General features: G+C 59.6%; 10 protein-coding genes. 8 read left to right on the top strand and 2 right to left on the bottom strand.

Annotated elements, in window-relative coordinates; all coding sequences use genetic code 11:
* Positions 1 to 10: 10 nt before the first annotated feature.
* The 6 genes from AC3ISG_RS06125 to AC3ISG_RS06150 all read left to right on the top strand — a co-directional run bounded on the left by AC3ISG_RS06125 (position 11) and on the right by AC3ISG_RS06150 (position 7,885).
* Entirely contained in the window at positions 11 to 1,192 is a 1,182-nt protein-coding gene (locus tag AC3ISG_RS06125) for a PQQ-dependent sugar dehydrogenase (RefSeq protein ID WP_489298736.1), read from the top strand.
* Positions 1,193 to 1,730: 538 nt separating this feature from the next.
* On the top strand, positions 1,731 to 3,902 hold the full coding sequence (locus AC3ISG_RS06130) for a TonB-dependent siderophore receptor (protein ID WP_489298737.1): 2,172 nt from the start codon (positions 1,731 to 1,733) through the stop codon (positions 3,900 to 3,902).
* Positions 3,903 to 4,017: 115 nt separating this feature from the next.
* Positions 4,018 to 5,337, top strand: a complete 1,320-nt coding sequence (locus AC3ISG_RS06135; RefSeq protein ID WP_489298738.1) for an MFS transporter — start codon at positions 4,018 to 4,020, stop codon at positions 5,335 to 5,337.
* Positions 5,338 to 5,729: 392 nt separating this feature from the next.
* Positions 5,730 to 6,002 (top strand): LuxR C-terminal-related transcriptional regulator, encoded by a 273-nt coding sequence (locus AC3ISG_RS06140; RefSeq protein ID WP_122535470.1) that lies wholly within the window; start codon positions 5,730 to 5,732, stop codon positions 6,000 to 6,002.
* Positions 6,003 to 6,190: 188 nt separating this feature from the next.
* Positions 6,191 to 6,901 (top strand): hypothetical protein, encoded by a 711-nt coding sequence (locus AC3ISG_RS06145; RefSeq protein ID WP_489298739.1) that lies wholly within the window; start codon positions 6,191 to 6,193, stop codon positions 6,899 to 6,901.
* Between the two features lie 96 nt (positions 6,902 to 6,997).
* Positions 6,998 to 7,885 (top strand): hypothetical protein, encoded by an 888-nt coding sequence (locus AC3ISG_RS06150; RefSeq protein ID WP_489298740.1) that lies wholly within the window; start codon positions 6,998 to 7,000, stop codon positions 7,883 to 7,885.
* Positions 7,886 to 7,887: 2 nt separating this feature from the next.
* On the opposite strand, the gene AC3ISG_RS06155 is transcribed toward AC3ISG_RS06150, so the two are convergent.
* Positions 7,888 to 8,967 (bottom strand): diguanylate cyclase, encoded by a 1,080-nt coding sequence (locus AC3ISG_RS06155; RefSeq protein WP_489298741.1) that lies wholly within the window; start codon positions 8,965 to 8,967, stop codon positions 7,888 to 7,890.
* A 302-nt stretch (positions 8,968 to 9,269) separates the two neighbouring features.
* Here AC3ISG_RS06155 and AC3ISG_RS06160 point away from each other — a divergent pair, with 302 nt between their 5' ends.
* Together AC3ISG_RS06160 and AC3ISG_RS06165 are read left to right on the top strand one after the other, a co-directional pair.
* Complete coding sequence (locus AC3ISG_RS06160) at positions 9,270 to 9,905, top strand: LysE family translocator (protein ID WP_489298742.1); 636 nt, start codon at positions 9,270 to 9,272, stop codon at positions 9,903 to 9,905.
* Positions 9,906 to 10,011: 106 nt separating this feature from the next.
* Positions 10,012 to 11,181, top strand: coding sequence for a hypothetical protein (locus tag AC3ISG_RS06165; protein WP_489298743.1), 1,170 nt, complete (start codon positions 10,012 to 10,014; stop codon positions 11,179 to 11,181).
* Positions 11,182 to 11,258: 77 nt separating this feature from the next.
* Here AC3ISG_RS06165 and AC3ISG_RS06170 read toward each other — a convergent pair whose 3' ends face one another.
* A complete protein-coding gene (locus AC3ISG_RS06170; protein WP_074892817.1) occupies positions 11,259 to 11,843 on the bottom strand; it encodes a DcrB/PsbP domain-containing protein in 585 nt (194 codons plus the stop codon).
* Between the last annotated feature and the right edge of the window lie 483 nt (positions 11,844 to 12,326).

Raw genomic sequence — 12,326 nt, forward strand, 5'->3', positions numbered from 1 at the left:
GGAATTGCCTATGTTGCGCGCCACCCCTTTTCACAAGCTCGCCCTCCGCAAAACCTTGCTCGCGACCCTCTGTGCCTCCGCGTTATTGGGCCTCTCCGTGCAGGCCACTGCCGCGACTTACGAGAGCGAGAGCGGCACGCTGACCGTCGATGAGGTCGTCGGCGGTTTGCAGCATCCGTGGGCGGTTGCGTTTCTGCCGAACGCCCAAGGCATGCTGGTCACCGAGCGCACGGGCAACCTGCGTCGGGTGATGCCTGACGGCAAGTTGTCGGCGCCGATCTCCGGCGTGCCGAAGGTCTGGGTGCAAGGGCAGGGCGGTTTGCTGGACGTTGAGTTGTCGCCCGATTTCGCCAAGGACCGCATGGTCTACCTGACCTACTCCGAGGCCGCCAGCGATGGTAAAACCGGCGGCACGGCGGCGGGGCGCGCAAGGCTGTCGGAGGACATGACCAAGCTGGAAGGCTTTACGCGCATCTTCCAGCAGCAGCCGAAACTGTCGGTAGGCAACCACTTCGGCTCGCGCATCGTCTTTGATCGCGACGGCTACATGTTCATCGCCCTGGGCGAAAACAACGATCGCGCCACGGCTCAGGACCTCGACAAACTGCAGGGCAAGGTCGTGCGCCTGTACCCCGACGGCACCGTGCCCAAGGACAACCCCTTTGTCGGCCAGAAGAACGTGCGCCCGGAAATCTGGAGCTACGGTCACCGTAACCAACAGGGCGCCGCACTCAACCCCTGGACCGGCACGTTGTGGACCAACGAGCACGGCCCGCGTGGTGGCGACGAAATCAACATCATTGAACGCGCCGCCAATTACGGCTGGCCGATCTCGACCTTCGGCATCGACTACAGCGGCGAGCCCATTGCCGAGTCCAAGGGCAAGATCGTCGAGGGCGTGAAAAACCCCTTCCACGTGTGGGAGAAGTCCCCAGGCATCAGCGGCATGGCGTTCTACGACTCGAGTATGTTCAAGGCGTGGGACCACAACGTCTTCATCGGCGCCCTGGCGTCCGACGAGCTGATTCGTCTGGAGCTCAAGGACGACAAGGTGGTTCACGAAGAGCGCCTGCTCGGCGAGCTCAAGTCCCGCATCCGCGATGTGCGACAAGGGCCGGATGGGTATGTGTATGTGCTGACGGATGAGGACAACGGGAAATTGTTGAAGGTGGGTCTGAAGGTGGAGCAGTAGGCCTGCCCTGAAGTTGCTGCCTAAAACGATGACTGACGTTATCGAGTAGGACCGGCTTCAGCCGGGAAGGGGCCGGTACATTCGACGCGTTTGTTTCGCCAATGCGGCAGTCTTCCCGGCTGAAGCCGGTCCTACAAAAGCTTGTTACTTCGACATCGCTATGTCGGCCTGAAAGGGACTGTGGGACCGGCTTCAGCCGGGAAGGGGTCGGCACATTCGACGCGTTTGTTTCGTCAGTGCCACAGCCTTCCCGGCTGAAGCCGGTCCTACAAAAGCTCGTCTCATTCGAAATTGCTATGTCGGCCAGAAAGGGACTGTAGGACCGGCTTCAGCCGGGAAGCGGCTGGTAAATTCGACGCATCTCTCTCATCAGTGCCGCAGTCTTCCCGGCTGAAGCCGGTCATACAAAAGTCACCTGCACACCGAATTCCACACCAATCCCGGTTGTAAAAATCCCGCGCAGAACGTAAAAGAAGCGCCGCCGAACTGGCCTGCGTTTCCCGTCGCCCGACTGCCCATCACCAGGAATTCACCCTCGATGATCACCTCGTCCCGTCCCGCTGCCGGCTTCACCCGTCGGCTGTTGCCGCTGAGTATCGCTTTCGCTTCGCCGTGGCTGGCGGCCCAGGAAGCCGAGCCGGTGACGCTGGATGCGTTGCGGGTGACCGGGGAGCAGGAGTCGATTTATCAGGCGAGCAGCGCGTCGGTTGGCGGGTTCAGTGAAGCGCCGCTGCGCGATACGCCGGCGTCGATTTCGGTGTTCACCGCCGAGCGGCTGAAGGACCAGCAGGCCAAGCTGCTCAGCGATGTCCTGCGCAACGACGCGTCGGTGGGCGACAGCTATGCGCCGGTGGGCTATTACGAGAATTTCGTCGTGCGCGGTTTCTCGCTCAATGCGGCCAACAGCTACCGCATCAACGGGCGGAGCATCACCGGCGAGCAGAATGTGGCGCTGGAAAACAAGGAACAGGTCGAGCTGCTTAAGGGGCTTTCGGGCCTGCAGAGTGGCGTGTCGGAGCCTGCGGGCGTGATCAATTACAAGACCAAGCGCCCGGAAGACGTGCGCTCGGTGACGGTCTCGACCAACGAGCACGGCGAGCGCTACATCGCCACGGACGTCGGCGGCTGGTTCGGCAGCGAGAAGCAGTTCGGCCTGCGCGCCAACGTTGCCCACGAGGACATCCGCTCTTACGTCAAACACGCCAATGGCCAGCGGGATTTCGCCTCTCTGGCCTTCGACTGGAACATCAACGACCAGTCCACCCTGCAGCTCGACGTCGAATACCAGACCAAAGAACAGCGCTCGGTGCCGGGCTATCAGCTGCTGGGCGGCACCGAGCTGCCCCATGACGCCTCACCGCGAAAACTGTTGGGCTATCAAAGCGGCTCGAATCCGGTGGGCATCGACTCGCTGAACATGACCGGTCGCTACGAATACCGCCACAGCGACGACTGGAAAGCCAGCCTCAGCGCGTCACGCAGCCGCGTGGTCATCGACGATTACAGCGCTTTCGCCTACGGCTGCTATTACCAGAGCGACTGTCCTGCCGAGCCGCTGACCGGGCACTTTACGCCGAGCGGCGGCTACGATATCTACGACTTCCGCAGCCCGGACGACACGCGGCGCAACGATGAAGTCGAAGCGTCGATGACCGGCCTGTTCGACACCGGCTGGCTCAAGCATGAGCTGACCTTCGGCAGCAGCGCGTTCCGGCGCACGGTCGACACCCGGCCGTATTTCAGCGAATACGTCGGCTCCGGCAACATCCACGAGACGCCGGACACCTTCGCGCCGTCGGACCTGCCCGTGGGCCACACCGAGCGCCGCCTGGACAGCCGCCAGTACGGGCTTTTTGCCACCGACCGCATCAGCCTCAACGAGCGCTGGCAGACAGTGATCGGCGGGCGTGAAGTGAAGCTCGATGAAAAGGCCTACAACGAGGACGGCAGCGACAACCGTCACACCGAGCGGTCGATCTTCCTGCCCCAGGCTGCGCTGATCTACAAGCCGATCGACAACGTTTCGCTGTACACGAGCTACAGCAAAGGCTTGTCCCTGGGCGGCACGGCGTCGGTGTTCGACAGCAATGTCGGGGAAATCCTCGCGCCGACGATCTCTCGTCAATTGGAAGCCGGGGTCAAATACGACTGGCGCCGCATGAGCTTCACCGCAGCGGTGTTTCAAACCCGCCAGGCGTATCAATATTCGAAACCCCAGGACGACGGCAGCCTGACGTTCGTCCAGCAGGGCCAGCAGAAAAACACCGGCGTCGAGTTTAGCGCCAACGGCTACGTGACCTCGCAGTTGCAGATGTCGGCCAGCGTCGCGGCCATTCGCGCGCGGGTGGAAGACAGCGGCACCGCGGCGTATGAGGATCATCAGGCGATCAACGTGCCCAAATTCCGCGGCAGCCTCTCAGCCGATTACGCACTGCCGATTCAAGGGCTGGCGCTGTTGGGCGGCGTGCAATACAGCGCCAGCAAATACGCCAACCGCGAAGGCTCGGTGAAAGTCGATGACTACGCTGTGTTTAACGCGGGTAGCCGCTACAGCACCAAAATCGAGGGCTACGACACCGTCTTGCGCCTGACCGTCGACAACCTGTTCGACAAGCGCTACTGGCGCGACGCGGGCGAATACCTGGGGGACGATTACCTGTTCCTCGGCGCACCGCGCACGGCGCGTGTGTCGGCGACGGTGAATTTTTAAATCAGCCGCTGAAACGCGTCAGCCGTCAGCGATCCGCCCGCAAGCCGTCAGCTTTGTTATCCTGCGCGCCTTTGTCGCACCCGCGTGCGTTTCAACCTGTGATTTGGGGTCTTTCATGACAGCCATTCTTCGACCACGCCCACAACCCATCAGCCGGGGAGACTACAAAACCCTTGGCCTGGCGGCACTGGGCGGGGCGCTGGAAATCTACGATTTCATCATCTTCGTGTTTTTCGCCCTGACGCTCAGTCAGCTGTTCTTCCCGCCGGAAATGCCCGAGTGGCTGCGCTTGCTGCAAAGCTTTGGCATCTTCGTCACCGGCTACCTGGCGCGCCCGCTGGGCGGCATTCTGATGGCGCACTTCGCCGACAAGCTGGGTCGCAAGCGCGTGTTCAGCCTCAGCATTCTGATGATGGCGCTGCCCTGTCTGCTGATCGGCGTGATGCCGACCTATGCCGACATCGGCTACTGGGCACCCCTGGTTCTGCTGGCGCTGCGCATCCTTCAGGGGGCGGCCGTCGGCGGCGAAGTGCCGAGCGCCTGGGTGTTCGTCGCCGAGCACGCGCCGAAAGGCCATCGCGGTTATGCGCTGGGCGTTCTGCAAGCCGGACTGACCTTTGGTTACCTGATCGGTGCGCTGACCGCGACCTGGCTGGCGAAAGTGTTCAGCCACGCGGAAATCCTCGATTACGCCTGGCGCATCCCGTTTCTGATGGGCGGCGTGTTCGGCGTTATCGGTGTGTGGCTGCGACGCTGGCTGAGCGAAACGCCGGTGTTCATGGCGATGCATGCGCAACGCGAGGGCATGACTGAACTGCCGCTTCGCGCTGTCCTACGCCAGCACCGGCAATCTCTGCTGCCGGCGGCGTTGCTGACCTGCGTGCTGACGTCCGCCGTCGTGACCCTGGTGGTCATCACGCCTACGGTGATGCAGCAGCGCTTCGGCATGAGTCCCAGCGACACGTTCGCCCTGAGCAGCGTCGGCATCGTCTTCCTCAACATTGGCTGCGTGCTGGCCGGCATGCTGGTCGATCGCATTGGCGCCTGGCGTGGCGTAGTGCTTTACAGCCTGTTGCTGCCCGTCGGCGTCGGCGTGCTTTACGCCAGTCTGGTCAGTCACTGGTTGCCGTTGAGCATCGCTTACGCGTTGGCCGGCCTGGCCTGTGGCATTGTCGGCGTCGTGCCTTCGGTGATGGTCGGACTGTTCCCGGCGAACATTCGCGTCTCCGGCATCTCGCTGACCTACAACATCAGCTACGCCCTGTGGGCAAGCACCACGCCGCTGGCGTTGATCGCCTTGATGCCCTGGAGCCCGTGGGTGTGCGTCGGTTATTGCGTGATCATGGGCGCGGTTGGTCTGGTGACGGCCATGTTCTTTGGCCTGCGAAAGGGCATGCAGGTCGATGATCCGCGGGTGGCGCGAGCTGGAAATTGAGAGGGCAGGGGCGTCGCAATGGCGCCCATGTCGAGTCAGTGGTGCGAATTTCAAATCCGTGCCATTCCAAACGAGATTGATCCCCTGATTTTGTAACAGATGATTGTAATTATCATTTGCAGCGTTTATTGTCCCTGTCTATACAACTGACCCGCTTTTATATATCCACACGGCCTTTACTTGGTCGTGTTCGAATAGTTTGTCTGTGTGTTTGTGTAGGGATGCTTCGCAAATATCTGTAGGAAAGTTTACTTGTTATTGTTCGGTTATTAACCGGGCTTGACTGTGTAAATGATTAAAGCGTTAAAAACCTGAATATCAATATAAACAATGTCACGGCCCAGGCAGATGTCATGCCGGGGTCGGCAAGTCGCAGAGACGGTTGAGGGCGAATGTTGGAAGAAGAACGCAAGCGTAAGCGATTAAATAAAGCCACTCCCCGAGAGCAGGAAGTCCTGCTTCTCTTGCTGGAGGGGCATACCAACAAGGACATCGCGCAACGACTGGGGATCAGTGATTACACGGCCCGCGACCACGTTTCGGCATTGCTGCGAAAGAACGAGGTGAAGAATCGGGCACAGCTCATTGCGCTGCACATCACGGCGCCTAGAAAGAAAAAACTGTCCACACCCCTACATCTGACGGATTGTTCCGTTGACCGGTAAGTGCATAATCAACCCAATTTGATAGCCACACTTATAACCCTTCGTCATCGAGATTTGCTGCGGTGGCGTTTGTTCGTAATGCGCGATTTTTTTCAATAATGACTTCGCTGTCAGTGCTTTCATTTCTTCAATAAAAAGTGCTCGTCAAGGCGCACCCACAATAATGATCAATAATAAGGATGGAACCGATGACCATTCAAGTCGCAACGTCTGAGCCTTTGAAACAACAGCCCATCGAGGCACACCACAGTTCGGACGTCTCCGCTGCGTTTCAGCAATTGGTCGATGAGCAAAGCCAACTGTCCCGAGACCAGTTGAGCGAGCTGCACAAGCAATGGCTCGGACCCCACGGCATCTTTGCCACCTTCAGTGCAGAGGTCGAGCGACTGGGACGTCAGGCCCCTGCGCTGGATGACCTCTGCAGCCTTGGCAGCGCGGAGCGTACGAACGAGGCCGAGCGCGCGGTGGCCTTCGCGCTGGCGCAGAGCAATCGCCGGCGCGCGGCCAACAACCCGTTCGGCTTACGTTCGCGTCAGGACCTGTGCTGCGTGGTATTTGACGAGACCGGTGCATACACCCTGGCAGAGCGTTACGCCGCGTATGAAGCCATGCGCCAGAGCGACTCGGATTTCTTCATCAAACTGATCGCCACCACCCGCGGTGTCACGGAGCGGCGGATCGTCTTTCGCGGGTTGCTCGAGCACTACGACCGCCTGCTGCCGATCGAAAAAAGCATCTACCCCGAGGCCTACCGCGACGTGCAGCAAACGCATCTGGATCGGGAAGAAGGGCTGTATGGGCCGCTGATATTGGGCGACAGCCTTGCTGCAATATTTGAAACAGTCACGCCTAAAGAGCTGCTCAATCAGATTCATAATTCGGCAGAAATGGTTCCATGATCTACGGTCTCGCCAGACGGGATAAGCGTGCTGTGGTCTGCTAAACCCCATGCCGTCAATCCCCAGTCGAGGGCGGACTTCAGTGGAGTATTTGTGATGAGCATTTCAATTCCAGAAAAGATCAATGTTCAGTCCGCTTCCTCGTTGGCTATCACTCAACCTGAAATCAAGGAGGCTTTGAGCGCTTCACCCCAAGGCGCGCAGCAAATACCCGAGTCACCTGTCACTATCAGCGGAAGGGGACTGATGATGTCCCGACTCTTCAAGGGGCATGCGGTTGAGCCCGCGACAGTGGCATACGATCCAAACTTATCGACGTTATTCCCTACACTGTTCCTGTTACCAGAAGATCGGAATCTACTCTCTGCGGTTTATGAATTCGCAAATGTAGAAGGCGCCGACCTTGCCTACGTGGACGATCTGGCTTGGTCTATTGCTTATTACCGGAAATCGGACAATGGACGCGAGATCATCCCGCAGCGGCCTCTCAAACGGTTTGATACCGAAGGCCACGAGGTGTCTTACTCGTTCAATGAGGAAAGTGCCAACACTGCCCATCGCATATTGAATGGAAGTGCTTTCAGCACGACAGCCATTGATCGCGGCTTTCTGCGTTTTGCATTGGACGTCGATTACAGCCCGTTTAGCAGCCTGAATTTTCATTTCCTCGAGCAGATCGTCAACAAATTTTCTGAAAATGGAAATGTGGTTGCTGACTTTGGCCGGCAATTCCACCATTTTTCATTTGATCAAAAAAACTGGATCCGGAACATTTCTGAGGAGGTATACGATCTCTCTGGCAGCGTGCCGTTCTTGAAGGGTACGAAGCCTGATAGCAGTGATGCGCCCGCAGCGGATAAGGCATGTGCTGACACTGATTCGCGTACCCAGCCTGAACGCTCCATTCGCGAGATCATCACTGCCTATCTGAAGGAAACTGCTGTCCCTACGCTGTTCGAAACGTTGAGGCGCATGAAGCGCTGAATTCACCCCAGCGCCGCGCCCTCGTGCGCACACACCTTGGTGGACGGCCGCGCCGGCGTGACCCGATTGCGCCCGGCGCTTTTTGCGTCGTACAGCGCCATGTCCGCTTCGTGCAGCCACTGGGCGGCGTCGGTCTGGTGCGCGCCGTGCGCCGCAACGCCGATGCTCAGACTCAGTTTCAAATCGGGAAGGGCCGAGTGAGCGTGGTCGTGGACCGTGCGGCGCAGGCGTTCGAGTATCTCGGTGGCCTGGGCCAGAGTGGTGTCGGGCAAGATGACGCAGAATTCGTCGCCGCCGTAACGGCCGGCCAGATCGGTCTGCCGCAGGCTGGCGCACAGCGTATTGCTGAGTTGCTTGAGGACGTTGTCGCCGGTGATGTGGCCGTAGGTGTCGTTGATGGTTTTGAAGTGGTCGATGTCGATCAACGCCACGCTGCATTGGCGGTTGAGGGTCTGGCACCTATCGAATTCGAGCGCCAGTCGATCCTTCCACGCGCCGTGGTTCATCAGGCCTGTGAGGCTGTCGGTGGTGCTGAGTTTTTCCAGCGCTTTCTTGCTTCTGGACAGCTGCACGGCGACGCGATAACAGACCAGCCCGATCGCCATCGGGTAGATCACCAGCATGGGCAGGCAGGCGAATAGTTGCAGCTGAGTGACGTGGGGGAACAATGCCGGCATGAAGAGGGTGTACGCCGCCAGCGCGCCCGCGATCTGCGCCAGCGAACCCAACACAAACAGACGCAAGCCCCCGGCTGCGATGTTGTTCATCGCCATCATCGACAGCACCGTCACGGTGGGCAGCGGACTGATTCCCATCGCTCCCGCCCAGAAGCCACCGCCCAGCGAGTCGTAAATCAGGTTGCGGCGCTCGGCGGCATAGGGCTGAGGGGAACGCCTGGCGAGGAGGAAAGCCATGTGCGGCCAGCCGTAACCGTGGGCGATCATGGCGATCCATACCCAGGTTGGCGGATGGGAAGGGTACAGCGCCGCCGCCACCGCGAAGAAGCCAATGCCCAGGCCGATGCTGCGCGGCAGGTACATGCGTCTGGCGAAGGAAAGACCTTTTTGGACCGAAGTGTTCATAGCGCTTCACCGGGTTATAACGCAGCATCCCGACTGATACATCGGTCACGACCAACGACGCCGAGTGTCGCTCGCCAATGGGATGCTGGGAAGAGCCCTTAGCCACTATTGGTTAAATAATTCGCACCGGCTGTCGCGAGGAGGCGGGAATGCTGGTGCCCTTGGGCGAGCGCAGGGGATCGTCTGTCATGGCCCGTTTTCCGGCCATCTGTGTATAGACCGGTCTGCGTAGGCTGGCTGAAATAAGCGGGCAATTCGGCGCGGTCCGGATGTGCATTCCGTCACGCCGGCAGGAGCCTACGATGCCCGAACTCTCAAACCTCATCGCTTTTTCCCTCATCGCCCTCGGTATGGTGCTGACGCCAGGGCCGAACATGATTTACGTCATTTCGCGATCCATCTCACAAGGACGCAGGGCGGGTCTGATCTCCCTCGGCGGCGTGGCAGCCGGTTTCATCTTTTATATGCTCTGCGCGGCGTTCGGCATCACCGGTTTGGTGATGGCGGTTCCCTATGCCTACGACACGCTGCGCATGGCCGGTGCAGCGTATCTGCTGTACTTGGCCTGGCAGGCCGTGAGACCGGGCGGTCGCTCGCCGTTTCAGGTGAAGGATTTGCCGCACGACAGCAACCGGCAGCTGTTCCTCATGGGCCTGATGACCAACCTGTTGAATCCCAAAGTCGCGGTGCTTTACCTGTCGCTGCTGCCGCAGTTCATCACCGTCGGCGACGGCGCCAGCGTGCTCGGCCAGTCATTGGTTTTGGGCAGCGCGCAGATTGTGGTCAGCCTGAGCGTGAACGCAATGGTCGCCATGGCGGCGGGCTCCATTGCGATGTTTCTGACGCAGAAGCCGGGGTGGGCGGCAGTGCAGCGCTGGTTGATGGGCACGGTGTTGTTCGGGTTCGCGGTGCGGATGGCCGTTGGGGGGCGGCGGTGATGGTGCGGTAATGTTTCGCTGAGAACTTGGCAAACGCTTGCCAGACGCTCTCCGATTCGCGAGATTAAGGCCCCCGATTCGTTAGCATCATCACAAGGGACGTCTGATGCCTGTTTCTCCCTCTGTTCTGCGTATCACCTGCCTCGCCGCGCTGATCGCGCCCTTCACCCTGCACGCCGATAACGCGGTCCATGTGCTGACAGGCACCTTGGGCAAAGCGCCCATCGTCGTCGAGCTGGATCTCACCAGCGCTGAGGACGTGTCGGGCCGGTATTTCTATGAGAAGTACCACAAGGACCTGCCGCTTTCCGGCACCTCCAAGGGTAATGATCTGACGCTCACTGAAGGCCTGAGCTACAACGACGAAGCCAAGTTGCCGAAGCTCGTCCTTCATAAAAATCCGGATGCGAGCTGGACCGGGGACTGGAGCAGCAAGGGCAAGTCCTACAAGGTGCAATTGGCCGAACAGGCCATCAACGCGCCGGATGCTTCCGCCGAACCGGGTTGGCAGGACATCTACAAACAGTCGGCGTATGACTACCTGCGACTCACGCACCTGACGCTCAAGGCGGATAAAAAAGCCACGTTCATGGGGCACGCGCTGCAATGGTGGGTCGAGCCGGAATCGGGCGTCTCGATGTTTGAAATCACGTCGGGTTACACGCCGGAGCAGGCCGCACGTATCAATCAGCAGCTGCGCTCGCGCTTGTGGCAGGAGGTTGTCACCTACAACCAGTGCATGCTCAATGCCAGTCGCAACGGCGGTGATTTTGCCCAGACGGTCACGCCGCGCGTGCTGACGCCTGGCATCGTGAGCCTGAGCGTCTTCACCGAATACGATTGTGGCGGCGCGCACCCGGACTTCGGCGACTCACCGCTCAATCTGGATGCCAGCACGGGGAAGGCCTTAACGCTGGAAGATGTGATGTGGGTCGGTAAGGGCGCGCCGTTTCATTACGAACGTGATGAAGAAGGCGGCACGAGTTTCGACACGTATTCCGACTACCGCGGCAAAGCCTTCGCCCCGTGGCTCGTTGGCCAGCTAAAAGCGGCGCACCCTGCAGATATGGTGAAGCCTGCTACCGAAGACGACTGCGACTACACGGACCCATCGGTCTGGGAGTTTCCTACTTGGTACTTCACCGAAAAAGGCATCGTTTTCGGACCGTCTTTCGCACGTGTTGCGCGCTCGTGTGAAGGTCCGGAATGGTCGGTTTTGCCTTACAGCGTGATCAAAGCGCATCCGGGCGGGACGAAACTGACGCTCCCGGAATGATCAGGCCTTCGTGATCGATTGATGATCTGACATTGCTGCTTTTCCGGCTGCAACCGCTGCCGAAAAAGCAGCAACCCTCACTTCCCGCCGGTCACACCCTTCACCACCTCGGCGTGGGCCTTGGCATCCTTCGCCAGGGAAATCACGTTCACCATCGCCGTGCGTTTGCCGTAGGCCGCTGTAATCGTAGTGCTCAACACCCGGCCGCCGTCTACGCTGCCTGAGATGTCCAGCTGACGCATGCCGAGGCCTTTTCGCACGATCTTCTTCTCACCCAGCTTCTTGAAGTCCTTATAGCTGGACTGCTGCTGTTGCAGCGTGTCGGCGATGATGCCGTCGAGGGTTTGCTTGTCGTTGGCGCCGACCTTCTGGTCATTGGGCAGCGGCGCTTCGGTGATGATGACCACGCGCTTGGCCGGCTTGTTCATGTACAGCGAGCCGGTGACGCCGGCGGCCCTGGCCTTGGCATCAATCTCTTCCATCGGGCCTTTGACGTAGTCCTTCGGCAGGGTGAACGCGAATTTGCCGCCGAGCATCGCGACTTTTTGCCCGGAAGGTTTCGGCGCAGGTTTGGCTTTGGTCGCCGCCTGCGCGCCGACCATACCCAGGCATGACGCCAGCGCGGTGCAGACCAGCAGGGTTCTTAAACTGAACAAGCGCATTCCGACCACTCCTGGGGATGATTCCTACATAGGTCCGGCATTTTGCCTGAGGGTGATGGCAGGGTGATAGTCGCGATGGCCATGGTGTCTGTGGGACTCGCAAATGCCGGTCCCGCAGCGTACACGCGGTACATTGTGGGACTGGCTTCAGCCGGGAAGAGGCCCGTATGTACAACACAAGATGTGCAGCGTGACGCCCGACGTCTTCCCGGCTAAAGCCAGTCCCACAGGGTATGCGGCATGTCCAATTCCCCGGGCGTACGCGGTGTATCTGTAGGACTGGCTTCAGCCGGGAAGAGGCCGGGATGTACAACACAAGATGTGCAGCTTGACGCCTGACGTCTTCCCGGCTAAAGCCAGTCCCACAGGTTATGCGGCATGTCCAATTCCTTTGGTGTACGCGGTGTTTAGTGGGACCGGCTTCAGCCGGGAAGGGGCCGGTATGTACGGCACAAGATTTTCAGCGAGACACCCGACGCCTTC

The sequence above is a fragment of the Pseudomonas sp. GL_135 genome (genome assembly GCF_057834665.1).

Bases quoted from the DNA above. Each gene is read 5' to 3' on its own strand.
- AC3ISG_RS06160 (WP_489298742.1), top strand. From the start codon at position 9,270: ATGCCCGAACTCTCAAACCTCATCGCTTTTTCCCTCATCGCCCTCGGT.
- AC3ISG_RS06170 (WP_074892817.1), bottom strand. From the start codon at position 11,843: ATGCGCTTGTTCAGTTTAAGAACCCTGCTGGTCTGCACCGCGCTGGCG.
- AC3ISG_RS06150 (WP_489298740.1), top strand. From the start codon at position 6,998: ATGAGCATTTCAATTCCAGAAAAGATCAATGTTCAGTCCGCTTCCTCG.
- AC3ISG_RS06125 (WP_489298736.1), top strand. From the start codon at position 11: ATGTTGCGCGCCACCCCTTTTCACAAGCTCGCCCTCCGCAAAACCTTG.
- AC3ISG_RS06130 (WP_489298737.1), top strand. From the start codon at position 1,731: ATGATCACCTCGTCCCGTCCCGCTGCCGGCTTCACCCGTCGGCTGTTG.
- AC3ISG_RS06155 (WP_489298741.1), bottom strand. From the start codon at position 8,967: ATGAACACTTCGGTCCAAAAAGGTCTTTCCTTCGCCAGACGCATGTAC.
- AC3ISG_RS06145 (WP_489298739.1), top strand. From the start codon at position 6,191: ATGACCATTCAAGTCGCAACGTCTGAGCCTTTGAAACAACAGCCCATC.
- AC3ISG_RS06140 (WP_122535470.1), top strand. From the start codon at position 5,730: ATGTTGGAAGAAGAACGCAAGCGTAAGCGATTAAATAAAGCCACTCCC.
- AC3ISG_RS06135 (WP_489298738.1), top strand. From the start codon at position 4,018: ATGACAGCCATTCTTCGACCACGCCCACAACCCATCAGCCGGGGAGAC.
- AC3ISG_RS06165 (WP_489298743.1), top strand. From the start codon at position 10,012: ATGCCTGTTTCTCCCTCTGTTCTGCGTATCACCTGCCTCGCCGCGCTG.